Genomic DNA, 25,340 nt, shown 5'->3' on the forward strand with positions numbered 1-25,340 from the left:
GTAACTTACCGACGGGTTACTTGCGGTAAGGCGGCGCGGTTACCGTCGGGTCACTTTGCACTGACACGAGTGAAGGAGTGACCCATGGGACACGGGCGCACCACCCTGCGCACCTCCGCCGCGGGAGCCGTCTCGGCGGCGCTGATCGCCGGCACCGTCGTCGCCGTGGCGCCGGCCGCCGAGGCCGCCCCGTCCGTGCGCTTCGTCGACATCACCGGCGACGGCGGCACCGTGCTGAAGGCCAACGTCCTCACGCCCCAGGGTGCCGACGGCACGCGCAGGTACCCGCTCATCGTGCTGCCCACGAGCTGGGGTCTGCCGCAGGTGGAGTACCTGGCCCAGGCCCGGAAACTCGCCGACTCCGGCTATGTGGTGCTCGCCTACAACGTGCGGGGCTTCTGGCAGTCCGGCGGCCGGATAGAAGTGGCCGGTCCGCCCGACACAGCGGACGCCTCGAAGGTCATCGACTGGGCCCTCGCCCACACGCCCGCCGACGCCGACCACATCGGCATGGCGGGGGTGTCCTACGGCGCCGGGATCAGCCTGCTCGCCGCCGCGCACGACAAACGCATCAAGGCCGTGGCCGCGCTCAGCGGCTGGGCCGACCTGATCGACTCGATCTACTCGGGCCGCACCCAGCACCTCCAGGCGGCAGCCGTCCTGGACGGCGCGGCCACCCTCACCGGCCGTGAGAGTCCCGAACTGCGGGCCATCTTCGACAACCTGTACTCCTCGAACCTGTCGAAGGAGCAGGAGATGATCGACTGGGGGCGGAAACGTTCCGCCGCGACCTACGTCGACCAGCTGAACAGCAACGGCGCCGCGGTCATGCTGGCCAACGCCTGGGGCGACACCGTCTTCCCCGCGAACCAGTACGCGTCCTTCTACGAGAAGCTGACCGTCCCGAAGCGGCTGGAGCTGCGCCCCGGCGACCACGCGACCCCGGAGCTGACCGGCCTGTTCGGACTGCCCAACGACGTGTGGACGGACGCCGAGCGCTGGTTCGACCACTACCTCAAGGGCGCCGACAACGGCATCGAGCGCGAGCAGCCGGTCCGTCTGAAGCCCCGCAGTTCGGGGGGATACGAGGGCTACCCGGACTGGAAGTCGGTCACCGCCACCCGGAACAAGATCGCCCTGCCGGGCTCCCCCACCATCCACGCGAACGTCGACTCCGGCGCGGACGGCGGGATCGTCTTCCTCTCCAGCATCCTCGACCAGGTCGCCCAGCTGCCGCCCATGGCCTCGATGCCGCTGCTCCCGCGCCGCTGGGCGGCCGTCTGGCAGTCGGAGCGGTACGGCAGCGCCCAGCGGGTGCGCGGCACCGCCACGCTGCACACCACGCTCACCCCGACCGCCGAGAGCGGCACCCTCGTCGCCTACCTGTACGACGTGGGCCCGCTCGGACTCGGCAAGCTGGTCACCCACGCGCCCTACACCTGGCACGGGCGGACGCCCGGCGCGTCCTTCGACGTCGACCTGGACCTGTACTCCACGGCCTACGACGTCCCCGCCGGGCACCGCCTCGCGCTGGTGGTCGACACCGTCGACCCGCTGTACATCGAGCACAACCCGTCCGGCGCGCAGCTGACCTTCTCCTCGCCCGCGGACGACCCGTCGTACGTGTCCGTCCCACTCGGCGAGCAGTGATCTCCGGCTGCCGCCGGACGAGCCTGGCCCGTGTGAACTGCCGCCCCCTACGGTCTCGGGGCCATGGGGGGCTCCCCACCCGGCAGCAGCGCCCCAGGGCCGGCCGTGGCGGGAACCACGGCCTCGGTCTTGGGGCTGCGCTGCTCACGGCGGGACACCCAGCCGGCGAACCACGAGAGCAGCATGCACATCCCGATGTAGATCGGCGAGATCACCATCACCACGGGGATGAAGGGCAAATCGTAGTCGAGGTTGGAGGCGATGAGTTTTCCGGCATGGAGGAACTCCTCGTAGGTGATGAGAAAACCGAGGGAGGTGTCCTTCAGGGCGACCACCAGCTGGCTGATGATGGCCGGCAGCATGGCACGCACGGCCTGGGGGGCGAGCACGTGCACCATGACCTGTGTCTTGCGCATCCCGAGCGCGAACGCGGCCTCCCGCTGCCCCCGTTCGACGGCGTTCACGCCCGAACGGAAGACCTCGGCGAGCACCGAGCCGTTGTAGAGGGTGAGCCCGGCGACCAGCGCGGGCAGCGGCTGGACCTTCAGCGCCACGAAGATGAAGAAGATCATCACCAGCACCGGCATCGCGCGGAAGAACTCCACGACGAGCGTGGCCGGCCAGCGCACCGTCCGGTGGTCGGACAGCCTCCCGGCGGCCAGCAGCCCGCCGAGGGCGAGGGAGAGGACGGCGGCGAACGCGAACGCCTTGAGGGTGTTGCCCAGCCCGCGCAGCAGCAGCTCCTGGACCCCCTCGTACGCGAAGGGCATCCACTTGGTGTACGTGAACTGGCCGGTGTCGAAGAGCAGGTACAGGAGCCAGGCGACGAGGGCGAGGATGACGGCCGTCGACAGCACACCGTAGACGGCATGCCGGCGGCGGGTGTGCGGGCCGGGGACGTCGTAGAGCGCGGTGGCCTCGGTCATCGGGCGACTCCGTACTTCCGCTCCAGCAGGTTGAACAGGGCGCTGATGGCGAGCGTGATGATCAGGTATCCGACGGCGATCCAGACGAAGGTCCACACGATGTTGTAGCCGAGTTCGTTGATCGTCTTGTACGTGCCCAGCAGCTCGGTCACGCTGAACGCGCCCGCGATCGCGGAGTTCTTGGCGAGCGCGATGAGGGTGGAGCCGACGGGCGGGATCACCGACTTGAACGCCTGCGGCAGCACCACCAGCGACAGGGTCTGCCCGAAGCTCATCCCGAGGCTGCGGGCCGCCTCGCCCTGGCCCGTGGGCACGGTGTTGATGCCGGCGCGCAGCGCCTCGCAGATGAACGCCGAGGTGTAGCAGCCGAGGGCGAGGACCGCGAACACGTCGAAGGGCAGGACGAGTCCGAACCGGGGCAGCCCCAGCAGCACCGCGAAGAAGAGGAGGGTGAGCGGGGTGTTGCGCAGCACGGTGACCCAGGCGGTGCCGAAGACCCGCAGGGAGCGGACGGGCGCGACCCGGAAGGACGCCATCACGAAACCCAGGGCGAGGGCCAGCAGGGAGGCGTAGAGCGTCAGTTCGAGGGTGCCGAGGAAACCTTCGGCGTAGGTATGGAAGTTGTCGGTCAGTACGTTCACGCCGTCCTCGCTCAGCTCGCCGGGTAGCGGTCGATGGGCGGCGGTTGCGGGGCGGGCACGCCGGACAGGCCGAGCGTCGCCTCGTACGCCTTCTTCCAGTCGCCGTTCTTCTCGCGTGCCTCCAGTGCGTCGTCGAGGGCGAAGCGCAGCGCGTCGTCGCCGCGCGGGAGGCCGATGCCGTACGGCTCCTCCGAGAACGGCCTGCCGACGACCTCGAGTTCGGCGGGGACCTTGGCCGCGTAGCCGATGAGGATGGCGTCGTCGGTGGTGACGGCGTCGACCTGGTAGGTGAGGAGGTTGTCGACGCAGACCGAGTAGGTGTCGTAGGCGACCAGGACCGCCTTCGGGTAGTCGGTCCTGATGCGCTGGTACGGGGTCGAACCCGCCGCGGAGCAGACGCGTTTGCCGGCGAGGTCCTGGGGGCCGTGGATGTCGTTCTCGTCCTTGCGTACGAGGAGGGACTGGCCGGCCAGGTAGTAGGGACCGGCGAAGCCGACGAGCTTCTTGCGGTTGTCGTTGATGGTGTAGGTGCCGACGTAGTAGTCGATCTGGCCGTTCTGCAGGGCGGTTTCGCGGTTGGCGGAGGCGATCGTGCGGAAGTGGATGCGCCCCGGCGGCAGGCCGAGGGAGGCGGACATCATTCTGGCGATCTCGATGTCGAAGCCGGAGTAGGCGCCGGTGGCCGGGTCCTTCTCGCCGAGGTAGGGCTGGTCCTCCTTGACGCCGACGGTGAAGTAGCCGCGCCTCTTCGCCCGGGTCCAGGTCGGCGAGTCCGGGAGGCGGAAGTCCTTCGCCACCCGGTAGTGCGGGAGCTTCTCGGCCGCCGGGCCCTTACCCGGCGGGCTGCCCTCCTTTCCGCAGGCGGTGGCCAGCAGGGCGAGGAGCACACACAGGGCGCGGGGCGCACGGGTGGTACGGAACACGGGTCGCACTCCCCGGGTCAGTGCTTGAGGATCTTGGACAGGAAGTCCTTGGCGCGGTCGCTATTCGGGTTCGTGAAGAACTGTTCCGGGCTGCGGTCCTCGACGATCCGGCCGTCGGCCATGAAGACGACCCGGTTGGCCGAGGCCCGGGCGAAGCCCATCTCGTGGGTGACGACGATCATGGTCATGCCGTCGCGGGCGAGCTTCCGCATGACCTCCAGCACCTCGTTGATCATCTCGGGGTCGAGGGCGGAGGTGGGTTCGTCGAAGAGCATCGCCTTGGGCTCCATGGCGAGCGCGCGGGCGATGGCGACACGCTGCTGCTGGCCGCCGGAGAGCTGGGCGGGGAACTTCGCGGCCTGGTCCAGCAGGCCGACCCGGTCGAGGAGTTCACGGGAGCGGCGGTCGGCGTCGTCCTGCCTGCGTCTGCGGACCTTGACCTGGGCGAGGGAGACGTTCTGCAGGACCGTCTTGTGGGCGAAGAGGTTGAAGGACTGGAAGACCATGCCGACCTCGGCGCGGAGCCGGGCGAGGGCCCTGCCCTCCTCGGGCAGCGGCTGCCCGTCGAGGGTGATGGTGCCGGACTGGACCGTCTCCAGCCGGTTGATCGTCCTGCAGAGCGTCGACTTGCCCGACCCCGACGGGCCGATGACCACGACCACCTCACCCTTGCCCACGGTGAGGTCGATGTCCCTGAGGACGTGCAGCTCCCCGTAGTACTTGTTGACGTTCCGGAGTTCGATCAACGGATCGACGGCCATCCGCAGCCCTACTCACTCTCAGCTGTGTCGTGGTTGCCGCAACCTATCCAGCCGTCAGAGGAGTTGACGGACGACACGCACCTTCCGGGCATTAGCCGTATTTACGCCAGCGGGGTGGCGCGGCGGCCGGCGGGGCTCAGCCCTCGGCGATCTCGGCGTACAGCTGGGACAGCTCTGGCACCCCGCTCGCCGCCCACTCCAGACCGGCCGGCACGACGTCGACCGCGCGGCCGGAGACGAGCCGTACGACGGGGTCGCCGTCGGGGCGGAGCTGCCAGGCGGCGCCGGGCACGGTCCGCACCACGACCGTGCCCAGATACAGTCCGGCGTCATGGCCCAGCCAGGACAGCATGTCGGCGTCGTCCCGCCAGCGCGGGTCCATCTGGTCCAGCGCCTCCAGCGAGTCCGGGGTGTCGTCGAGGCGGACTCCCGCCCGGGCCGCCTGCGAGCGCAGCAGCTCGCACTCGGACAACAGCGCCGCGACCGCCTCGGGGTCGGCGGGCAGCGCCACGTCACCGCTCTTCTTGTGCCCTGAGCCCAGGAACGGAAGGTGCATGGACACAGCGTGGCATCACACGTCCAGGTCGACCACCACGGGCGCGTGGTCGGACGCTCCCTTGCCCTTGCGCTCCTCGCGGTCGACGTAGGCGTCCTTGACGGCCTTCGCGAAGGGCTCGTTGCCGTAGACCAGGTCGATGCGCATGCCGCGGTTCTTCGGGAAGCAGAGCTGGCGGTAGTCCCAGTACGTGAACGGGTGGTCGTACTTCAGCGGGCGCGGCACCACGTCGCCCAGGCCCGCCTCGCGCAGGGAGGCGAGGGCCGTGCGCTCGGCCGGGGTGACGTGGGTGGAGCCGACGAAGGCGGCCGGGTCGAAGACGTCGTCGTCCGTCGGCGCCACGTTGTAGTCACCGAGCACGGCGAACGGGCGGCTGCCCTGCGCGTCCCCGTGCACGGCCGCCTTCAGGGCCTCGAACCACTGGAGCTTGTACGCGTAGTGCGGGTGGTCGACCTCGCGGCCGTTCGGCACGTACACCGACCAGACGCGGACCGGGCCGCAGGTGGCCGAGATGGCGCGCGGCTCGGTCACGCCCTCGTAGCCCGGGTCGCCGGGCAGGCCCTTGACCACGTCCTCGATGCCGACGCGGGAGAGCACCGCGACGCCGTTCCACCGGCCGGTCGCGTGGACCGCCGCCTCGTAGCCCAGCTCGCGCAGCGCGCCGAACGGGAACTGCTCCTCGGCGATCTTGGCTTCCTGGAGGCACAGCACGTCGGTGTTGCTGCTCTCCAGCCAGGCCAGCAGCCTCGGGAGGCGGGCGGTGATCGAGTTCACGTTCCAGGTAGCGATGCGCATGCCTCACAACCTACCCGGCGGGTGTGACAACGCCGCCGCCCGCGCGTGGACCACCGCCGGCACCCCGGCCGGCGCTCGGACCGCCGCCCGCCCCCGGTGCCGCGCTCAGACCTCCGCCGACGCGCCGGGGGTGAGCCGCTGGTGGTCCGTGCCGCCCAGGGCGCCGATCTGGCGGTCGTAGATCGGGCGGGCGAGGTCGGTGAGCAGGGCGTCGTGGACGTCGTAGGCGCGCTGCGGGCCGACCTCGCGGACGTAGTCGATGACCTCGGAGATCTTGTTCCACGGCGCCATCACCGGGAGCATCAGGGTCTCCACCGGGTGATCCGGGACGGTGAGGGCGTCGCCGGGGTGGAAGACCTTGCCGCCGTCGATCAGATAGCCGACGTTGGTGATGCGCGGGATGTCGGGGTGGATCACCGCGTGCAGCTCGCCGTGGACCTGCACGTCGAAGCCGGCGGCGGTGAAGGTGTCACCGTGGCCGACGGTGTGCACGCGGCCCGGGAAGGCCGCCGCGATCTGGTCCGCGACGGCCTTCAGGGTCCAGACCCCGGCGGCCGGGTTCGCCTCCAGGGCGGCTCGCAGCCGGCCCTCGTCGAAGTGGTCCGGGTGCTCGTGCGTGATCAGGACGGCGTCGGCGCCGGCCGCCGCGTCCTGTTCGCTGAAACCGCCGGGATCGATGACGAGCGTCCGCCCGTCCTTCTCCAGCCGGACACAGGCGTGGGACTTCTTCGTGAGCTTCATGTCTCACCATCCTGCCCAAGCCGGTGGCCCGCGTCTCATCCTGCGGGCGTGGTCTCCTCCTGGACGACCTGCTGGGCCACCCGGAACGCACGGTTAGCGGCCGGCACCCCGCAGTAGACGGCCGCCTGGAGCAGCACCTCCTTGATCTCGTCCGGGGTCAGCCCGTTGCGCAGCGCCGCCCGGGTGTGGGACGCCAGCTCCTCCAGGTGGCCGCCGGCGACCAGCGCGGTCAGCGTGATGCAGCTGCGGGTACGGCGGTCCAGGCCGGGCCGGTCCCAGATCTCGCCCCAGGCGTAGCGGGTGACGAACTCCTGGAAGTCCCCGGAGAACTCGCCGGCCTGCGCCAGTGCCCGGTCCACGTGCGCGTCGCCGAGCACCTCGCGGCGGATCTTCAGCCCGGTCTCGTACCGGTCGGGCGCCGTACCGGCGGGCCCCGCCGGTACGGCGGCCGGCGCGATCTCGGCGACCGGTGCGGGCTGCGGCGGCGCGGCCGGGACCGGCACGGCGGCGTTCGGCAGGACGGTCTGGCCGGTGTCGAACTGCTGCTGCCAGGCGCTCGAGAAGTGGCGCACCAGCAGGTCGGTGACGGCGGCCGGCTGTTCGACCGGCACCAGGTGGGAGGCGCCGGGGACGACCGCGAGCCGGGCGTCCGGGATACCGGCGACCAGGGTGCGGGCCTCCGCGGGCCCGGTGACCCGGTCGTCGGAGCCGACGAGCACGAGCGTCGGCACGCCGACCCGGCCCAGCTCGGTCCGTACGTCGAACGCGGCGAGCGCCTCGCAGGCCGCGATGTAGCACCCCGGGTCGGTGGTGCGCACCATCTGGACGGCCCACTCGGTGATGGCGGGCTGCGCGGCGGCGAATCCGCCGGTGAACCAGCGTTCGGGCGCGGTGCGGGCGATGGGTTCGAGCCCGTTCGTCCGCACGACCACCCCGCGCTGCCGGAACTCGTCGGCGGTGCCGAAGCGCGGCGAGGCCGCGACCACCGCGAGCGAGGCGAGCCGTTCGGGGTGCAGCAGGGCCAGTTCGATGCCGATCGCGCCGCCCAGCGCACAGCCCGCGTAGCCGAAGCGCTGCACGCCGAGCGCGTCCAGCGTGGCCAGCAGCCGGGCGGTCAGCTCGGCGACCGCCCCGGCCGGGTGGGCCGGGGCGCCGCCGTGCCCTGGCAGATCGAACCGGAAGACCCGCCACTGCTTGGCCAGCTCCGGCACCTGGCGGTCCCACATGTGCCATGTGGTACCCAGTGAGGGACCCAGGATCAGGACCGGAGCGTCTTCTGGCCCGTCAAAGCGGTATTGCAGGGTGTACGGGGGTGTCTCACTCACGCCCCAGACCCTCTCACGTCTCACGACTGCCCCTATGACAGGGGTTGCGACTGCACAGGTCTCAGGAGGGTTCACGGCTTCGGGAGAAGGGGATCCTCCGGCGGCTGTCGGCGCTCAGGGGGCGGCGGCTGTGGATGGCAGGTCCAGTTCGGCCCAGACGACCTTGCCGTCCGCTGCTGAGCGGGAACCCCACCTGCGCGACAGCCGAGCCACCAGGTACAGGCCGCGGCCGTGCTCGTCGAGGGTGCCGGGATGGCGGGGGCGTGGCTGACCTGTGCTGGCGTCGGAGACTTCGCAAGTGAGCGCCCGGTGCTGGATGAGCCTCAGGCGGCTCGGGCCGTCACCGTGGCGGATCGCGTTGGAGACCATTTCACCGACGAGCGACTCGACGGTCGCCACCAGCGGCTCCAGACCCCAGTCACGGAGCTGGCGGGCGGCGAGACGCCGGGCCGTCGGGACGGTGACGAGTTCGTCGGGCAGGTCCCAGGAGGCGACCTGGGCTGGTGGCAGCGCGCGGGTCCGCGCAAGGAGCAAGGTGACATCGTCGGCCGGTGCCTGAGCCGACACGTTCTCCGTCGCCCGCGAACACAAGTCCTGCAGGGAGGCACCGGGCAGCGCCAGGGCGGAGCCCAGGCGCTGCACGCCGACGTCGATGTCCTCGTCACGGGACTCGACCAGGCCGTCGGAGTAGAGGGCGAGCACACTGCCCTCGGGCAGGTCCAGTTCCACGGACTCGAACGGCACCAGGCCGAGACCCAGACCCAGTGGGGCCCCGGCGGGCAGTTCGGGGATGGTGACCCTGCCCTGTGCGTCGATGATCAGGGGTGGTGGATGCCCGGCCCGCGCCAGCGTGCAGCGTCGGGTGACCGGGTCGTAGACGGCGTACAGACAGGTGGCACCGACCACCGCGGGGGCCTGGCCTGAATCGTCGGTGTCGTCGTCGTTCAGCCGCCGGACCGTGTCGTCGAGGTGCGCCAGCAGTTCGTCGGGGGGCAGGTCGAGGTCCGCGAGCGTACGCACGGCGGTGCGCAGCCTGCCCATGGTCGCCGCTGCCTTGATGCCGTGTCCCACCACATCGCCGACGACCAGGGCCACCCGGGCACCGGACAACTCGATCACGTCGAACCAGTCACCTCCCACACCGTGGTCCATGTCGGCCGGCACATAGCGCGAGGCGACCTCGACCGCGGGACCGCCCTGCACCCGGTGGGGCAGCAGGTCTCGTTGCAGAGTGAGGGCGGCAGTGCGTTCACGTGCGTACTGGAGCGCGTTGTCCAGGCTGAGTGCCGCCCGGGTGACCAGTTCCTCGGCGAGGAGCAGGTCGTCCTCCTGGAAGGGCGTCTCCTCCCTGGAGCGACCGAACAGCGCCAGCCCCAGCACACAGCGCCGCGCGCGGATAGGCACCACCATCAAGGAGTGGACACCGCTGTCGCGTACCTTCTGCGCCCGCACCGGGTCGTGGTCGACCCAGGGGCCGGAATGGGTGTTCAGCACCGGCTCCAGGTAGGACCGGCCCGTACGTACGGCGGCCGTGAAGGGTGAGTCCGGGTGGGCGTGCACCACCTCTTCGCGGGCCCACGGCAACTCCAGGACACCCAGGTCGACGGAGGCCAGACCGGCACGGCGCATCAGCGGCGGACGGCCGCTCGTCGTGCCGATCCGAGCCGAGGGCTCGACGCCGAACGGAACCGACTCCACCAGGTCGACGAGGGCGTGGTCGGCCAGGAGGGGTACGGCGAGATCTGCCAGTTCCTGCCCGGTCTGCATCACGTCGAGAGTGCTGCCGATGCGCGTACCGGCCTCGCTGAGGATGGCGAGGCGCTCGCGCGCCCGCCGGTTTCCGGTGACGTCCACGGTCATGGAGCACACACCGGTGGGCGTGCCGTCCGCGCCCTGGAGGCAGAAGAACCAAACCGAGAACGCATGTTCACGGCGCCGGTCGGTCGGTGGCCATGCCCGGTATTCGTGCACTCTCGTGGTCCCGCTCTCCAGCACCTGCCGCATCACCACCTCGAGCGCCTCGGCCTCGACAGCGGGCAGCGAGTCCTTGAGGCCACGCCCGAAGCGCCGGTGCCAAGGCACGCCGTCATAACGCTCCATGGCGTCGCTCGCCCAGACACAGCGCAGCCGCGGGTCGTAGACGACGACGCCGATCGGGACTCGGGCGAGGAGCGACTCCCGCACCGGTCCCCCGGTCGCTCCCGAGGACAAGGAATCGATGTCCGTGACGGACACCAGCCACCGGGTGCCTGCGTCCTGCCCTCGCAGCAGCGAGACCCGCAGCGTCATCCTGAGCGTGTGGCCGTCGCGGTGGCGTATCGCTACGGTCCCCGACCAGCCAGCCTGCGCCCGGTGCTCCTCGGCGAAGGTGGACGCGCTCGTCGCCTCCTCGGGGGGCGGCAGCACATGTGTGGCGTACCGGCCCACCACCTCCCCGGCCGGGTAGCCGACGAGCTGCTGCGCAGCCTGCGTCCACCCCACCACAATGCCCTCCGCATCGAGCATCGCGATCGCGGCATCGGGCGTCTCAGGTGGGCTCACCGGCTCGGCGAGGAGGGTGTGGTCCGTGCTGGTCATCGCGGTCTGTCCCATCGGTGCGGAAGGTAGGAGCGTCGGCCTGGCCGGGCGGCCCTGTGTGCAGCCGTGGTGAACGGCGATGTCCGGGTGAGCAGCACACTGTGCGACACATGGATCAGTAGAGAATGTGTCTACTTATGATGAAATAGTCAGATATGCCGACTTCGGCGTCAAGACCCTCAAACATGATTGAAAAGTCAGGCTCACGGCCTGCAGCTCAGCCGCCACGTGGCCTCACAGGTGAACGCGCAGGTGGCGGCCCTCGCAGGCATGGCTGTCATGATGTGCAGAGTGGCAGGCACCGGCACCCGCGACCTTCACCAGGACCTGGCCCGGGCCGGGCTCGGGCACCGGTACCTCGCGCAGCTCGGGCGGTTGCCGCCAACCGACGAGTTGCAAGGCCCGCAGGGCGATCCCTCACGCGAACGCTGGTCAGTCTCGGATGCCGTCGATGTCGACGAGGACGTGGCGCGGGCCGCGGAAGATCTGGTTGTGCCGGTACGGCGGCGGGTCCTCGACCAGCCGGGGATTCTGCACCCGGCGGACGAACTCGCCGACCGCGACCTGGACCTCGAGCCGTGCGAGCGGAGCGCCGAAGCAGAAGTGGATGCCCTGGCTGAATCCGAGGTGCTGGTTGTCGGTGCGTTCGAGGTCGAGTGCGTCGGGGTCGGTGAACCGTTCGGGGTCGCGGTTCGCCGAGCCGTACGCCAGGAAGATCGGTGCCCCCTTCGGGATGGTGGTGCCGGCGATGTCGATGTCTTCCACGGCGGAACGGGTGTGCCAGAACTGGACGGACGACTCGAAGCGCAGCAGCTCCTCCACGGCGGGCACGATCAACTCCGGTCGGCGGCGAAGCTCTTCCAGCGCGTCGGGGTGCCGTAGCAGGGTGAGCACGCTGTGGGCGATGAGGTTGACCGTGGTCTCGTGCCCCGCGAAGATCAGGAGCAGGGCGTTGCTCGCGAGTACGCCCTTGGACATCCGCCCCTCCGGGCCGTCCTCGTGCACCAGTGCCGAGAGCATGCCCGGGCCGGGCTGTCGGGCGTACCGGTCGAGCAGCTCGACGGCGAACTGCCCGAACTCCCGCACGGCCTGGCGGCCCCCGGCCTGGCGGCTCCGGATCTCCTCGGAGGCGGCCTCGGGACCGAAGTCCAAAGCGTCCAGGGCCGTCTCGATCCAGTGGTGGAAGCGTCGCTCGTCCTCCAGCGGCACGCCCAGAACCTTGCAGATCACCGTCACCGGCAGGGGATAGGCGAAGTCGTCGACGGCATCGATGCGGGTCTTGCCCCTCATACCGTCCAGAAGATCGCCGACGATACGGCGGATCTCGGGCTCCAGGTCGGAGATCAGGTGGGGCGCATGGGGCGGGCCGACGAAGTGCGGCATCATCATCCGGCGGTCACGGTCATGCTCGAGCGGATCGCAGGTGATGATGCTCGGCTCGGTCAGCACTTCCCTGATCGGCTCGGCAGCGGGCTCCGCCGAGCCCTCTGCCCGAGCGGCGGCCGGGACGGGACACTTCCGTGGATCCGAACTGACCCGGGGGTCGTGCAACAGCGCCACGATCTCCCGGTAGGTGCTGACGACGTAGGTTCCGTCCGGCTGCCGCGCCACCGGCGTCTTGCGCAGTTCCTCGTAGAAGGGGTACGGATTGGCGCGGTTGGCGTAGCGGAGGGCCTGCTGCCAGGGGGTTTCCTCGACCACGAAGCTCCCCTCCTTCTTCCTGTCGATGCTGTCCGCCTACAGGCCGGCCCGGCGAGCGCGTCAGTGGTGGCGCGGCCGGAACTCGGCCGTCCGTTCGCTCGGGGCGTGTCCGGTCAGGACGACGTCGGGGACCGCCGTCGGGACCCTCGGGTCGGGGAACTCGGCCGGCACCGGCTTCATGTCGGGCGGCTGGTCCCAGCCCGGCGGCGGAGGCGGGAACGGACCGGACCGCTCGATCAGCTTCCCGTAGTACTCCAGCCATTTGCCGTGATCGAAGGTGACGGCCGCGACGATGCGGCCCCGGTGACCGTAGGCGGCGGCGAAGCGGCGGTCCGCGACGGACCCCTGGGTGAAGACGATCTCGTCGCCGAAGGGCGGCACTCCGACGGACTTGATATTGACGCCGAACTGACCGGACCAGAAGCCGGGCAGCAGCAGATGCGGACGGTAGTGGGGTTCGAGGTTCACCATGTTGTGGGCCGCGACCTCGGCGCCGAAAACGGCGTTGTCCCAGTGCTCCATCGCCAGGAACTGGTACTCGTACAGCACGTGCGGTGCACGCGCCACGTCCCCCGCCACGTAGATGCTGTCGGTGACCACCCCGTTGATGTCGAAGGCCCGGCCACCGGCGTCGCACCCGACGCCCCAGAAACCGGCCGCCAGCCCTGAGCCCTCCAGCCATTCCACGTTGCGGATCGACCCCAGGGAGGCCACCACCACATCGGCGTCGACAGTGGCGCCGTCGGACAGGTGCGCCCGCCGCACATGCCCTTCGGAGTCGCCCTCCAGTGACGACACTCCCAGCCCGCAGCGCAGGTCCACGCCGTGATCGCGCTGCATCTGCGCGGCGATCTCCCCGATCACCCCGCCGAGCGCGCCGACCAGCGGCGCCGAACCCCGCTCGACCACGGTCACCGGGATGTCGAGCTCCCGGCACACAGAGGCCACTTCCGAGCCGATGAACCCCGCGCCGATGACCACGACCCGCGACGGCGGCTCGGCCAGCGCCTTCTGCAACTGCTCCGCGTCGTCACGCGAGCGGATCGTGTGGACCCCGTGCAGCCCGGCCTCGGCAGGGTTCGGCCACTGGCGTGCGCGGGTGCCCGTCGCGATCAGCAACCGGTCGTACGGGATCTGCTCGCCGTTGGCCAGGCGTACCTGCTTCGTGGCACGGTCGAGCCCGGTGGCGGCCACCCCGAGCCGCCAGTCCGCGTCCACTTCCCGCATGCGGGGCAGTCTGGTGTGGTCGGCCGGCACCCAGCCCTTGAGCACCTGCTTGGACAGCGGAGGCCGGTCGTAGGGCTCGTACGGCTCGTCCCCGATGATGGTCAGGGACCCGGTGAAGCCCTCCTCGCGCAGGGTCTCCGCCGCCCGTAGCCCGGCCAGGGAAGCACCCACGATGACGATCCGGCCGCTGGCCCGGAACTCCCGCACCAGCTCCGCGACCGTGGCCCGCAGTGTCATGACGTCTCGCCCCGCACCGTGCCGTTCAAGCGGTCGATCACGATCGCCTGCACCGGGCACGCCGCAGCCGCCCGCTCGACCTGCAGGCGCCGCTCGTCGTCGGGGTTCGGCTCGTAGGTGAGCGCCTCCTGGCCGTTCAACCTGAAGACCTCGTGCGCCAGATACACGCACTGCGCGTATCCCTGGCACCGATTCAGGTCCACGACGATCCGCATGGGCAGACTCCTTCCGCTCTGCCTCCGCCCCACGGCGACCGTCGACCCGGTCATGCAGCCTCGGCCATGAAGCCATGGGCCGGATTTTTCAAGCCTGCCGTCAGGGCGACGGGGCCGGATGCCCCGCCCGTCGCCCCGGCCAGGCCATCGCACGAACAGGTTCGGTCCTGTTCGCTGCGCCGTTTCCTGCACGGAGACGCTTGCCGGCTGTGAGCGTGGGTGTCACCGGACGGGGGCGCTGCCTCGCCGGTGTCGGCATCAGGGTGTGCCCCGGTCATCACGCCCCAAAAAAATACTCTCTCGCCTTCCGGCGATCGCAAACCCGCCACTGCGGCGGACTGGATGCATCCGTGAGCCGGTGAAGCCACCGATCAGCGGTCCCGCTCCGGCCGCCGTCCCGCCGGCCCGGCCCGTCCTGGCGCGTACCCCGGGTGGACCCACTGCCGCGGCCAGCCGGGCCGAGGGGCCGGGGGCCGGGGGCCGGCGACGGGCAGCTCGCCCTGAAGAGCGGCATCCACGCGCCAGCGGGTCAACGGTTGCCTTCGCCACCTCGACAGTTCCATACATCGTATGGTAACAATGTAAACGTCCTTCCATACGACGTATGGAACTGCTCGCCCGGACCACACCGGGCGTCACGCATCGCCTGGCGGAACCGCCGTTGGCGCGGATCACCCCCTCGGGAAGGAAAGATCATGAACAAGCTCGCGAAGCGCATCGCCCTCACCGTCTCCTCCGTCGCGGTCGCCGGTGCCGCCGTCCTCGGTGCCGGTGGCACTGCTTCGGCCGCACCCCTTGCGTCCCCGCACGCCCAGCACCCGACCGACGGGCCCGTGGCCGCTGAGTACGGCTGGGACCACGGTGTCGGCTATCTGCTCGAGCAGGGCTACTCCTGCGACGAGACCCGCGGCTGGCACCAGGACCACCACGGCACCGACTCGACCCGGCACGACTGCGACGGTCTCTACTACCGCGATGGTCACTTCTACCGCTGGGACGGCGAGGGACACGGCTCGACGTCCGACAGGTCCTACCAGCACGACGGGAACCGCTGGGAGCGCGACGGCGGGGGCGGGCACCGCCATGACCTGAGCCGCGACGACCGGTGAGACGGGTAGCGGCCATGAGCGCAAGCAGTTCCCCCCAGGAGCACATGCCGATGAAGAAGTCCTCGAAGGCCGTGGAACGGCGGGTGGCCGTGCAGCTCGTCGTCTCGCACGCCCACTCCTTGCCCCTCTGCGTACGTCTGCGCTACGAGCCCGCTGATCCCTATGTCGTCCGTGCCGACTTCTTCGTCGACTGTGACGAGCCGGTCGAATGGGTCCTGGGGCGGGATCTTCTGGCTGACGGTCTGGAGGGTTCCGCAGGCCACGCGGACGTCCGGATCTGGCCGGCCGCAGGGCGGGGTGACGAGTCGGTCTACATCGCCCTCGGGTCTTCCGCGGGCACCGCCTTGCTCGAGGTCCCCGTGCACGACGTCTCGTCCTTCCTTCAGGACACCCAGGCTCTGGTGCCACGGGGTACCGAGTCCGGACTCATCGACTGGGATGCCGAACTGGCCCACCTCCTCCCCCAAGGCTGACCGCCCCAAGGCTGACCGCCGACCATCCATGCACAGAAGCAAAGGAATCAGTGTCATGTCCCAGTACCAGTTTCGCGTCTACACCCTGCGCAGCTCCGACGCGCTCACCGCCTACGAGAAGATCTGGGCCCAGCACATTCCCGGTATGGCCAAGCACCGGATCACCACCCACGGCGTCTGGACGGTGCCCGCGGCGCCCGGAAGCGACGCTCCCCGGCTGTACGCCCTCGTCTCCTACAAGGACGCCGACGACGTGCAGGAGCGGCTGGAGGCATACCTGTCGAGTCCTGGATTCCGCGCGGACATGGAGGGCTTCGACATCGGCCAGATCGTCGGCCTCGAGGAGACCCTCCTGACGCCCACCGTGGACTCACCCTTGCGCTGACGGTCGTCCCGCGACGAGTGACGCGGTCAGAAGGGCCGGTCTCCGGCGGCCCTGCGATGGTGGTTCCCCCACCCCACTCTTCCGGACCGCCAAACACCTTACGGAGCGGTTTTGCAGTCGAGCCCTTCCGGTCAGCCTTCCGACGGCCCTCCCCGGACGACTCGAAGCACCAGGAGTAAGACCCGATGAAGTCATCGAGAACCGTGATCCAGGGGCTACCCGTGAAGCTTGTCGGCGTGCATGCGACGTCTTTGCCCGTGATCATGAATCTGCGGTACGAGCCGAGTGATCCCTATGTGGTCCATGCCGCGTTCACCACCGGCGTCGACGGCGACGAGCCGGTCAAATGGATCATCGGGCGCGATTTGCTGATCGACGGCCTGGAGGGCCCCGCCGGCGAGGGAGACGTTCGCATATGGCCCACCGGCGAGGAGGGCTGCCGGGACTTGTACATCCTTCTCAACCCGCCGTCCGGTACGGCCCTGCTCAAGGCCCCAGCGCAGGAATTCAAGGCGTTCCTCCGGGAAACGGAGGCAGTGGTGCCCCGCGGGGCCGAGCTGGTCCACAGCGACTTCGACCGCTTGCTGGCGCACTTCCTCGCCGAAGGGTGAGTCCTGTCAGGGTGCGACCTGAGGCAGGCACACGGGGTCGAGCGGTCACCGTGCGTCGGTGTCGAACAAGCGGCGGGCATTGTGGGTGGTGAGGTCCCGCCATGTGACGGTGGCGGACGGCTGCACCGCGGAGTCGATGGAGGTGACCTGAGCGAGCACCGCGTCAATGGGCGTCCAGCAGTAGTCGCTGCCATAGAGGAGACGCTCGGTGCCGAAGGCCGCGTCGAAGGCCGGGACCTGGCGTGGGAACGGCGTGCCGGCCATGTCGTACCAGAGTCGGCCGAGCTGTTCGACGGCGCTCGGCGCGTCGACGGCGCCGCCGCCGCCGACGTGGGTGCGGAAGAGTTCCATCCGGTCGGCGAGCAGCGGCAGCACACCTCCGCAGTGAGTCAAGATCCAGCGGATCCGCGGACGGCGGGCGAGGACACCGCGCAAGAGCAGGTCGCTCGCAGTGCGGGCAGTGTCGAAGGAACTCCAGCATCGGCCGTGGCCGGCCCAGAGCAAGCTCGTCGGCGTGGGGCGCCGACGTGGGGTGAACGAAGACGACGGCGCTGCGGCGGTCCAGCTCCTCCCAGAGCGGCTCGAACCGGGGGTCACCGAGGTAGAGGCCACGGTGGTTGGTTTCCACCACCACTCCGTCTGCGCCGAGGACGTCGAGCGCGTGGGCGGCCTCGGCGAGCGAGCCCTCGACGTCCGGCAGGGGCAGGGAGGCGAAGAGACCGAACCGCTGCGGGTCCTCCGTACGGACCCGGGCGCCGAACTCATTGACCTCACGAGCACCGTGGCCGCGCCGGTACGTGACGGCGGCGAGGTGGTTGCGGCGTTGTCGGTCGTGGCGCCCGGAACCGGTTCGCCGAACCCTGAGTACGGACCGGCCGTGCGCGCGACGGCCCGTGCGATCTCCCGCTGTCTGATCGAGGACAGCGGTCGGACCATGTCCGTCGAAGCCGTGGACAGGCTCCGATAGCTTGACCGGCCCGGCCGTGCCGGCTGCCGTTGTGCCGAGTCATCGCCGCCATGTCTCTCCTGCCGAAGCTGGTGGTGCAGATGTCGAGCCCGCCGCGATGGCCATGCCCAGGGGGACCACCGGCTTCGGTCCTGTACGCGCCACCAGGACGTTGTTGGCCAGGGCGGCTCTGCTGCAGGTAGTAGGTGAGGAACAGGAACACGCCGAACATGCCCGCGCCGGTGACGAAGAGGGCGGCGAAGGAGGCGCCGCGGTTGCGGTCCAGCAGGACTCGCAGGGGCAGCAGCGGATACGCCGCCCTGTTCCGCCACCACACGAAGACGGCCACCAGCACGGCACCGGCCGCCGGCATGCCCCATGTCGCCGGCCAACCCCAGCCGTGCGTTTCGGCGTTCGAGAATCCGTAGACCAGGCCGAACAGGCCGGTGGAGGCCAGCAGGGTGCCGGGTACGTCGAGCTTGTAGGACGTGTCACGCGGAGTGCGGTGCAGCAGGGCCGCCCCACCGACGAACGCCACCACCGCGAAGATCACGTTGACGTACAGGGTCCAGCGCCAGTCCAGGTACCGGACAGCGGATGGGGGATGGGGGAACGGGCGCTGCGCCGGTCGGCGTCATACGGCTGCCGTGCAGAGGCTGTGGAGCCACCCCGCCGGGCGGGTCCTCGAGGTGACGAGGTGACGGGGGGTGGCTCCCGCATGTCCGCAGCCTGGGATCGCCCGACTGCGGGCGCGGCTCTGGGGCCGGTACCCGGGGCGAAGCGCCTCAGCGGGTGTTGCTCAATGGCCGCCAGTGTCCCGGCTGTCGCGACCGCCGGTGAGCCGGCTTTCCAGACCCGTGATCAGCGTGTCCATCACGAGGCGGAACATGTGGTCCTGGTCAGGGCCTTCAACGGCGGTGTCCGCGGAGTCAGCCCCGTCCCCGTCTCCGCCATCGTCGAAGCCGGGGGGCTTGAGGGTCGACCACTGGTGGAGCGCGCCGTTGAGTTCGGCGGCGAGGACACCGACGACGACGGCGACCATCAGCGCCGCGATCTCCGAGACCTCTGACCGCGGAACCCCGGCAGCCTCCACGATCGCGGTGAGCGCGGTCCAGAACGGGTCGTCGGCCTGGATGAAGTCGGGCTGGTGGCTGAACGAGTAGGCCATCAGTTCGGGGTGACGGTGTGCCAGGGTCCGGAAGTCCGTGGCGAGCAGGCGGATGCGCTCCTGCCAGGGAGCGTCCTGGAGCGTCACGGTGCGGAACTGGGCGCCGACCATTCTTGTCACGCCGCGCAGCACCGCTTCCTTGTTCGGCACGTGGTGGTACAGCGACATCGGGTTCGCGTCGAGGGCGGTGGCGAGTTTGCGCATGGTGAGCGCCTCGACGCCGTCCGCATCGATCAGCCGCAGGGCGGCGGCGTAGATCCCGGCCTCGGTCAGAGGCACGTCTCTCTTCCTCGTTCCCCGCGGGGGACGCCTCACCTTCTTTTCCATACCTCGTACGGTATCAGTTCCGTACAGGGTACGGAAATGAGCCGCACGTCACAGCCCCACCCGCCCCCATAGGGTTGCACCTCTCTTTCCGTACCGCGTATGGTTTTGGTTCCATACGGCGTATGTTTTGCATATGGCGCCCCGGCATCGACCCGAGCAGTGCGCCCTCGCCCATTCCCCTCCACGCAGAGGAGCAAGCCATGACCACGCACTCCGTGAACGACCTTCGCCCCATCCGGTCCCCGCGTGGGATCCCCCTCCTCGGCAACACGCCGCAGATCCCCAGCACCAATCCGGTGGAGTACTTCGGTGAGCTGGCCAAGCAGTTCCCCGAGGGCATTTACGGGATGGACATCGCCGGCATCGAGCAGGTCTTCGTCTACGACCCGGACCTGATTGCCGAGGTCTCCGACGAGACACGGTTCTTCAAGCAGATCGAGAAGACGCCGCTGCAGCACGTCCGGGACTTCACGGGCGCGGGCCTGTTCACGGCCCACCAGCGCGAAGAGGAATGGGGCATGGCGCACCGGATCCTCCTGCCGGCCTTCAGCCAGCGCGCCATGAGGAACTACTTCGGGCAGATGCTGGAGATCGCCCAGGACCTGGTGGGCAAGTGGGAGAGCAGGGAGGGTCAGTCGGTCAACATCACCGACGACTACACCCGGCTGACGCTGGACACCATCGCCCTGTCGGGGTTCGGCTACCGGTTCGGCTCCTTCGCCGAGGAGGAGCTGCACCCCTTCCTCAACGCGCTGCTGGAGTCGCTGATCGAGTCGCTGCGGCGCTCCCAGGAGCTGCCGGTGATGACCAGGCTCCGCAAGGCCGACGCCAAGAAGTACGGCGAGAACATCCGGCTGATGCAGGACCTGGTCGGCAGTGTGATCAAGGAGCGCCGTGAGGGGAAGGGCAGCGCCGAGGAGGACCTGCTGGGCCTGATGCTGGACGCGGTCGACCCGGAGACCGGCGAGCGGCTGTACGACGACAATGTCCGCGACCAGGTGGTGACGTTCCTGATCGCCGGTCACGAGACCACCAGCGGTCTGCTGTCGTTCGCCACGTACTCGCTGATGCGCAACCCGCACGTGCTGGCCCAGGCCTACGCCGAGGTGGACCGGTTGCTGCCCGGCGACACCGTCCCGGACTACGACACGGTCATGCAGCTGGACGTCATCCCGCGGATCCTGGAGGAGACCCTGCGCCTGTGGGCTCCCATCCCGGCGATCAGCAAGGCCCCGCTGGAGGACACCGTCATCGGCGGCCGCTACGAGCTGAAGAAGGGAACGCGGGTCAACCTCCTCATGGGCCCGCTGCACACCCACCCCAACGCGTGGGACCGACCGCACGAGTTCGACATCGACCGGTGGCTGCCGGAGAACCGCGTCCAGCAGCACCCTCACGCCTACAAGCCGTTCGGCAACGGCGTACGCGCCTGCATCGGCCGGCAGTTCGCGCTCACCGAGGCGCGTCTGGCCCTGGCGCTGGTGCTGCAGAAGTTCAAGTTCTCCGACGTCACGGACTACAAGATGGACGTCAAGGAGGCGCTGACCCGCAAGCCCGGCAACTTCGAGCTCATCGTCCGTCGCCGTCAGGAACACGAGCGGACCGTCTTCGGCGCCGCGGACCTGCAGACCGGCGACACCCAGGCGCAGGCCGCGGTCAGCGGTGTCGGGGTGAACCTGACCGTCGCCTACGGCTCCAGCCTCGGCTCGTGCGAGGACCTGGCCCGCACCATCGCCGACCGCGGCGAGCGCTCCGGCTTCGGCACCACCCTCGTCAGCCTGGACGAGCTGGGTGACAACCTGCCCACCGAAGGCCTGCTCGCCGTCGTCGCCGCCAGCTACAACGGCAAGGCCCCCGACAACGCCCAGCGCTTCGACGACCTGCTCGCCGCCGGACTGCCCGAGGGTTCACTGGCGAATGTGCGGTACGCGCTGCTGGGCGCCGGCAACACCCAGTGGGTGGCCACCTACCAGGCGTTCCCCAAGCGGATCGAGGAGGGTCTGCTGGCCGCCGGCGCCACCCCGGTCGTCGAGCGCGGCATCGCGGACGCCGCCGGTGACTTCGACGGCATGGCCACGCGGTGGATGGACAACCTGTGGGCCACTCTGGCCGAGGAGTACGCCGCCGACACCTCCCAGGCGACCGGCCCGCGCTACCAGGTCCAGCTGCTCACCGAGTCCGACGTGCGCCCCGCCATCGTCTCCGAGCAGGCGTACCCGCTCACCGTGGTGGCCAACGAGGAACTGGTGGCCGACGCGACCGGCCTGTGGGACTTCCAGATCGAGCCGCCGCGCCCGTCCGCGAAGTCCATCACCTTCGAGCTGCCCGAGGGCGTCACCTACGACACCGGCAACCACCTGGCCGTCTTCGCCAAGAACGAACTCGCCCTGGTGGAGCGCGCACTGAGGCGGCTCGGCGTCGAGTACGACCAGGTGCTCCGGCTCGACCAGCCGGCCGGTGGCCGCACCCACCTGCCGGTCGGCACCCCGGTCACCGCCGGCATCCTGCTCACCGAGTTCCTTGAGCTGCAGGACGTGGCCACCCGGTCCCAGATCCAGACGCTGGCCGAGTACACCGAGTGCCCGTGGACCCGGCCGCAGCTCCAGGCGTACACCGCCGACACCCAGGAGGCCGAGGAGCGCTACCAGAAGGAGATCCTCGGCAAGCGCATCTCGGTGCTGGGCCTGCTGGAGCGCTTCGAGGCGGTCGAGCTGCCGCTGGCCGTCTTCCTGGAGATGACGGGCCCCATCCGTCCCCGCTTCTACTCCATCTCCTCCGCCCCGTCCGCCGACCCGCGCCACGTGCGCCTCACCGTCGGCCTGCTGGAAGGCCCGGCCCTGTCCGGCGACGGTCAGTACCGCGGCACCTGCTCCTCCTACATCGCGGCCCTTGAGCCCGGTGACGTCGTCTACGGCTACGTCCGCGTGCCCTCCCCGACGTTCGCCCCGCCCGCCGACCCCGCCACGCCGCTGATCCTCATCGGCCCCGGCACCGGCATCGCGCCGCTGCGCGGCTTCCTGGAGGAGCGGGCGACACAGCACGCGAACGGCACCCAGGTGGGCCTGTCCCAGGTGTTCGTCGGGTGCCGCCACCCGGAGCACGACTACTTCTACCGCCAGGAGATGCAGGACTGGGAGCAGGCCGGCATCGCCCAGGTGCACACCGCCTACTCGGCGGTGACCGGCCACCCCGCCCGGTTCGTGCAGAACGCGATCGCGAACGCCGCCGACACGGTGTGGCAGGCCATCGAGGACGGCGCGTACATCTACGTCTGCGGTGACGGCCGCCGCATGGCCCCCGCCGTCCGCGAGGCACTCGCCGCCATCCACCGCCAGAAGACCGGCAGCGACGACGAGGCCGCCCAGCAGTGGCTCGCCCGGCTCGAAGCGGACGAGCGCTACCAGCAGGACGTCTTCGCCTGACCGTCGCACGCCGTCAGGGCGCGCCGGCCCCCAGCCGCCGGGAGGCGTGCGGACGTCCTGCCTCCCCGCACCCCTCCCGGCCCCACCAGCCACTCAGACACCCCATGGCACCCATGGCCCGGACCACCGGGCCGTGCCGCTCAGAGAAAGCAGATCACCATGGACACCATGCTCGCCGGACGCTTCCACCTGGACAGCAGGAAATTCGCCGTGGAAGAGGTCCCGGTCCCCGTGCCGGGCCCGGGCGAGGTCCTCATCGAGGTCAAGGCCGCCGGCGTCTGCCTCTCCGACGTCCACCTGCTCGACGGCTCCCTCGTCCCCCTGTTCGCCACCTCCGACACGGTCACCGTCGGCCACGAGGTCTCCGGTGTGATCCACACGCTCGGCCCCGGCCTCAAGCGCGGCCTGCCCGTCGGCACCCGCGTCACCCTGGAGGCCGGCAAGACCTGCGGCACGTGCGCCGGATGCGTGCGCCACCGCCCCTGCACCCAGATGCTCACCGCCGGCATCGACTACGACGGCGGCTGGGCCGAGTACGTGATCGCCCGCGCGGAATCCCTCATTCCGATCCCCGACAGCCTCCCCTTCGACCAGGCCGCGATCATCCCCGACGCGGTCTCCACCCCCTACGCCGCCGTCGTCGCCACCGCGGGCGTCCGTGCCGCCCAGTCCGTCGGCGTCTGGGGCGTGGGCGGAGTCGGCGCACACAACGTACGCCTCGCCCGCCTGGTCGGCGCGGCCCCGATCATCGCCGTCGACCCGTTGCCCAGCGCCCGCGAGCGCGCCCTGGCCTTCGGCGCGGACCTCGCGCTCGACCCGGCAGCCCCCGACTTCGCCGACCAGGTCCGCGCGGCCACCGGCGGACGCGGCCTGGACTTCGCCTTCGACTGCGCCGGCGTCCCCGCCGTCCGCGACCAGGCCGCCTCCGTGCTCGGCCTGGGCGGCTCCCTGATCCTGGTGGGCATCACACCCCGACCGCTGACCATCACCGAGGGCCTGACCTTCAACTACCTGCAGAAGCAGGTGCGCGGCCACTACGGCGGCTTCCCCGAGTCCGTCTCCGAGCTGGTGCGGCTGACCGCGGCCGGCCGCCTCGACCTGGCCCCCTCCATCACCGACCACATCCCGCTCATCGAGGCCGCCGACGCCGTCCACCGACTCGAGAACAAGATCGGCGACCCGATCCGCCTCATCCTCGTCCCCTGACGCCCGTCAGCAGGACGACAAGCCACCCTGGGCAGGGGTGAGTGGGCGCCGGTGCGTGAGGGAGCACCGGCGCCCACGGCTTTCCGGCAACCATGGAGAGAAAGAACCATGCAGACGACCGACACCCCGGGCCGTGCTGTGCAGCGCAAGGATGCTCACTCCAACCGCCGACGCATCCTCGCGAGCGCCCGGCAGCAACTGCTGGAGGACCCGGACGCGAGTCTCGACAGCATCTCTCAGGCGGCCGGCGTCGCCCGTCGCACCCTCTACGGACACTTCCCCAGCCGGCATGCGCTGATCGCCGACCTGACGCAGGAAGCAGGCCATGAACTCCGGCAGGCGTTCGCCAGGGCCCGTACCGCGGATGCCGGCCCGGTCGAGGCGATGACACGGATGGTGCTGCAGGCGTGGACGGTGGGCGACCACTACCGCGTGCTCATCGCCTTGGGACGGCGCCGCCCGGGTGAGGACGAGATGCGCACCACCCTGGCACCGGTCCGCGCAGAAGCCGTCGCAACCCTGCGGCGCGGTCAGCGCGAAGGAGTGTTCGCGAACCACCTTCCAGCCCCCGTCCTCGCCCAGGCACTGGAGGCACTGATGCTGGCCCTCGCCGAGGAGAACGCCGCATGCCCGGGGACCGATCCCAGGGGCGAGGCCGCGGCCACCGCGTTCCTCGTCGCCGCCGGCGTGGCACCACAGCGGGCCGCGCTTCAGGTGCAGGGGGTCATCGGGCGAGATCGGGCAGCGGGCGTCGGGTGACCTCGTGGGCGTCGTCCGCAGCGAGGCCGAGCATGCGCAGGACCATCTCGGCCAGGTCGGAGGCGGCCTCGTCGCCGTCGAGGTCCGGGCGGTCCAGCCGGAGAGCCACGAGGGACAGCAGGGTGCCACCCAGGGCGGACAGGGCAGTGGTCGCGTTGCCGCAGGTGAAACGGCCTGAGGCGATGCCGATCTCCAGGTCGTGCAGGGCGCGTGGGGCGAGGCCGCTGTCGGAGTGGATGTGGGCCAGGCCGCGGTCGCGCAGGATACGCATGAGTTCCGGGTGGGAGTCGGCCATCCGGGCGGTGAGCCGGAAGCCGGCCGCGACCAGCTCAGCGGGGTCGTCGATGCCTTCCACGCGCGCGTCGATGACCTGCCCGAACTCCTCCAGGGCGTCCGTCACCGCCGCGTCGAACAGCTCCGTCTTCGACTCGAAGTGGTTGTAGAAGGACCCGAAGCCGACATCGGCGCGCTCGGCGATGGCCTGGATGCTGGCGCTGGTGTCCCCGGTTTCCGCGAGGATCTGCCGGGCCGCGCGGACGAAAGCCTGGCGGGTCTCGGCACGGCGTCGCTCGAAGCGGTTCCTGGGCGGGGCTGACGTCGGCATACGGCCGAGTGTAACCGCCGCCACGATGACGCTGCCATTACTGATGAGATCCTCA

General features: G+C 70.1%; 22 protein-coding genes and 2 pseudogenes. 8 read left to right on the forward strand and 16 right to left on the reverse strand.

Annotated features, from left to right (window positions below; genetic code table 11):
* Nucleotides 1–84 precede the first annotated feature (84 nt).
* Nucleotides 85–1,650, forward strand: coding sequence for an alpha/beta fold hydrolase (locus JK359_RS18570; protein ID WP_201836936.1), 1,566 nt, complete (start codon nucleotides 85–87; stop codon nucleotides 1,648–1,650).
* 47 nt (nucleotides 1,651–1,697) lie between these two features.
* On the opposite strand, the gene JK359_RS18575 is transcribed toward JK359_RS18570, so the two are convergent.
* The 12 genes from JK359_RS18575 to JK359_RS18630 all read right to left on the reverse strand — a co-directional run bounded on the left by JK359_RS18575 (nucleotide 1,698) and on the right by JK359_RS18630 (nucleotide 14,275).
* Complete coding sequence (locus tag JK359_RS18575; protein WP_201836938.1) at nucleotides 1,698–2,576, reverse strand: amino acid ABC transporter permease; 879 nt, start codon at nucleotides 2,574–2,576, stop codon at nucleotides 1,698–1,700.
* On the reverse strand, nucleotides 2,573–3,217 hold the full coding sequence (locus JK359_RS18580; protein WP_201836939.1) for an amino acid ABC transporter permease: 645 nt from the start codon (nucleotides 3,215–3,217) through the stop codon (nucleotides 2,573–2,575). The genes JK359_RS18575 and JK359_RS18580 overlap by 4 nt, the downstream gene beginning before the upstream one ends.
* A gap of 11 nt (nucleotides 3,218–3,228) precedes the next feature.
* Entirely contained in the window at nucleotides 3,229–4,140 is a 912-nt protein-coding gene (locus tag JK359_RS18585) for a glutamate ABC transporter substrate-binding protein (RefSeq protein WP_201836940.1), read from the reverse strand.
* A 17-nt stretch (nucleotides 4,141–4,157) separates the two neighbouring features.
* Nucleotides 4,158–4,901, reverse strand: coding sequence for an amino acid ABC transporter ATP-binding protein (locus JK359_RS18590; protein WP_201836941.1), 744 nt, complete (start codon nucleotides 4,899–4,901; stop codon nucleotides 4,158–4,160).
* Between the two features lie 136 nt (nucleotides 4,902–5,037).
* Nucleotides 5,038–5,457 carry a DUF6278 family protein gene (locus tag JK359_RS18595; RefSeq protein WP_201836942.1) on the reverse strand — a complete coding sequence of 140 codons (420 nt, stop codon included), beginning with the start codon at nucleotides 5,455–5,457 and terminating at the stop codon, nucleotides 5,038–5,040.
* A 15-nt stretch (nucleotides 5,458–5,472) separates the two neighbouring features.
* Nucleotides 5,473–6,252 (reverse strand): exodeoxyribonuclease III, encoded by a 780-nt coding sequence (locus tag JK359_RS18600; protein ID WP_201836943.1) that lies wholly within the window; start codon nucleotides 6,250–6,252, stop codon nucleotides 5,473–5,475.
* Between the two features lie 105 nt (nucleotides 6,253–6,357).
* A complete protein-coding gene (locus tag JK359_RS18605) occupies nucleotides 6,358–6,993 on the reverse strand; it encodes an MBL fold metallo-hydrolase (protein ID WP_201836944.1) in 636 nt (211 codons plus the stop codon).
* A 35-nt stretch (nucleotides 6,994–7,028) separates the two neighbouring features.
* A complete protein-coding gene (gene pcaDC, locus JK359_RS18610) occupies nucleotides 7,029–8,318 on the reverse strand; it encodes a bifunctional 3-oxoadipate enol-lactonase/4-carboxymuconolactone decarboxylase PcaDC (protein WP_201836945.1) in 1,290 nt (429 codons plus the stop codon).
* Nucleotides 8,319–8,432: 114 nt separating this feature from the next.
* The gene (locus JK359_RS18615; RefSeq protein ID WP_307788170.1) at nucleotides 8,433–10,910 is read right to left on the reverse strand and encodes a SpoIIE family protein phosphatase; all 2,478 of its coding nucleotides are present in this window, start codon (nucleotides 10,908–10,910) and stop codon (nucleotides 8,433–8,435) included.
* Between the two features lie 417 nt (nucleotides 10,911–11,327).
* Nucleotides 11,328–12,596, reverse strand: a complete 1,269-nt coding sequence (locus JK359_RS18620) for a cytochrome P450 (RefSeq protein WP_201836946.1) — start codon at nucleotides 12,594–12,596, stop codon at nucleotides 11,328–11,330.
* 60 nt (nucleotides 12,597–12,656) lie between these two features.
* Nucleotides 12,657–14,060 carry an NAD(P)/FAD-dependent oxidoreductase gene (locus tag JK359_RS18625; protein WP_201836947.1) on the reverse strand — a complete coding sequence of 468 codons (1,404 nt, stop codon included), beginning with the start codon at nucleotides 14,058–14,060 and terminating at the stop codon, nucleotides 12,657–12,659.
* Complete coding sequence (locus JK359_RS18630) at nucleotides 14,057–14,275, reverse strand: ferredoxin (RefSeq protein WP_201836949.1); 219 nt, start codon at nucleotides 14,273–14,275, stop codon at nucleotides 14,057–14,059. The genes JK359_RS18625 and JK359_RS18630 overlap by 4 nt, the downstream gene beginning before the upstream one ends.
* Before the next feature lie 695 nt (nucleotides 14,276–14,970).
* Here JK359_RS18630 and JK359_RS18635 point away from each other — a divergent pair.
* The 4 genes from JK359_RS18635 (at nucleotide 14,971) to JK359_RS18650 (ending at nucleotide 16,853) form a co-directional block, all read left to right on the forward strand.
* Complete coding sequence (locus tag JK359_RS18635) at nucleotides 14,971–15,384, forward strand: hypothetical protein (RefSeq protein WP_201836950.1); 414 nt, start codon at nucleotides 14,971–14,973, stop codon at nucleotides 15,382–15,384.
* Between the two features lie 14 nt (nucleotides 15,385–15,398).
* On the forward strand, nucleotides 15,399–15,857 hold the full coding sequence (locus JK359_RS18640) for an SsgA family sporulation/cell division regulator (protein ID WP_236678057.1): 459 nt from the start codon (nucleotides 15,399–15,401) through the stop codon (nucleotides 15,855–15,857).
* Nucleotides 15,858–15,912: 55 nt separating this feature from the next.
* Nucleotides 15,913–16,242, forward strand: coding sequence for an NIPSNAP family protein (locus JK359_RS18645; protein WP_201836951.1), 330 nt, complete (start codon nucleotides 15,913–15,915; stop codon nucleotides 16,240–16,242).
* A gap of 221 nt (nucleotides 16,243–16,463) precedes the next feature.
* Nucleotides 16,464–16,853: an SsgA family sporulation/cell division regulator gene (locus tag JK359_RS18650; RefSeq protein WP_201836952.1), complete on the forward strand. Its 390-nt coding sequence runs from the start codon at nucleotides 16,464–16,466 to the stop codon at nucleotides 16,851–16,853.
* A 45-nt stretch (nucleotides 16,854–16,898) separates the two neighbouring features.
* Here JK359_RS18650 and JK359_RS18655 read toward each other — a convergent pair.
* The 3 genes and pseudogenes from JK359_RS18655 to JK359_RS18665 form a co-directional block, all read right to left on the reverse strand.
* A pseudogene (locus JK359_RS18655) lies at nucleotides 16,899–17,631 on the reverse strand (amidohydrolase family protein); the annotation flags it as partial.
* Between the two features lie 279 nt (nucleotides 17,632–17,910).
* Nucleotides 17,911–18,385 (reverse strand): annotated as a pseudogene (locus JK359_RS39180) (MFS transporter); the annotation flags it as partial.
* Between the two features lie 213 nt (nucleotides 18,386–18,598).
* Nucleotides 18,599–19,246 (reverse strand): TetR/AcrR family transcriptional regulator, encoded by a 648-nt coding sequence (locus JK359_RS18665; protein ID WP_307788172.1) that lies wholly within the window; start codon nucleotides 19,244–19,246, stop codon nucleotides 18,599–18,601.
* A gap of 248 nt (nucleotides 19,247–19,494) precedes the next feature.
* Between JK359_RS18665 and JK359_RS18670 the strand changes: the two genes are divergently transcribed.
* The 3 genes from JK359_RS18670 (at nucleotide 19,495) to JK359_RS18680 (ending at nucleotide 24,681) form a co-directional block, all read left to right on the forward strand.
* A complete protein-coding gene (locus JK359_RS18670; protein WP_201836960.1) occupies nucleotides 19,495–22,716 on the forward strand; it encodes a bifunctional cytochrome P450/NADPH--P450 reductase in 3,222 nt (1,073 codons plus the stop codon).
* A 159-nt stretch (nucleotides 22,717–22,875) separates the two neighbouring features.
* Nucleotides 22,876–23,922, forward strand: a complete 1,047-nt coding sequence (locus tag JK359_RS18675; protein WP_201836961.1) for a zinc-binding dehydrogenase — start codon at nucleotides 22,876–22,878, stop codon at nucleotides 23,920–23,922.
* A gap of 108 nt (nucleotides 23,923–24,030) precedes the next feature.
* Nucleotides 24,031–24,681 (forward strand): TetR/AcrR family transcriptional regulator, encoded by a 651-nt coding sequence (locus tag JK359_RS18680; RefSeq protein ID WP_201836962.1) that lies wholly within the window; start codon nucleotides 24,031–24,033, stop codon nucleotides 24,679–24,681.
* Here JK359_RS18680 and JK359_RS18685 read toward each other — a convergent pair.
* Complete coding sequence (locus tag JK359_RS18685) at nucleotides 24,647–25,285, reverse strand: TetR/AcrR family transcriptional regulator (RefSeq protein WP_201836963.1); 639 nt, start codon at nucleotides 25,283–25,285, stop codon at nucleotides 24,647–24,649. The two genes, JK359_RS18680 and JK359_RS18685, sit on opposite strands and share 35 nt — an antisense overlap.
* Nucleotides 25,286–25,340 lie beyond the last annotated feature (55 nt).

This window comes from Streptomyces actinomycinicus, from assembly GCF_016741775.1.
Taxonomy (GTDB): domain Bacteria; phylum Actinomycetota; class Actinomycetes; order Streptomycetales; family Streptomycetaceae; genus Streptomyces; species Streptomyces actinomycinicus.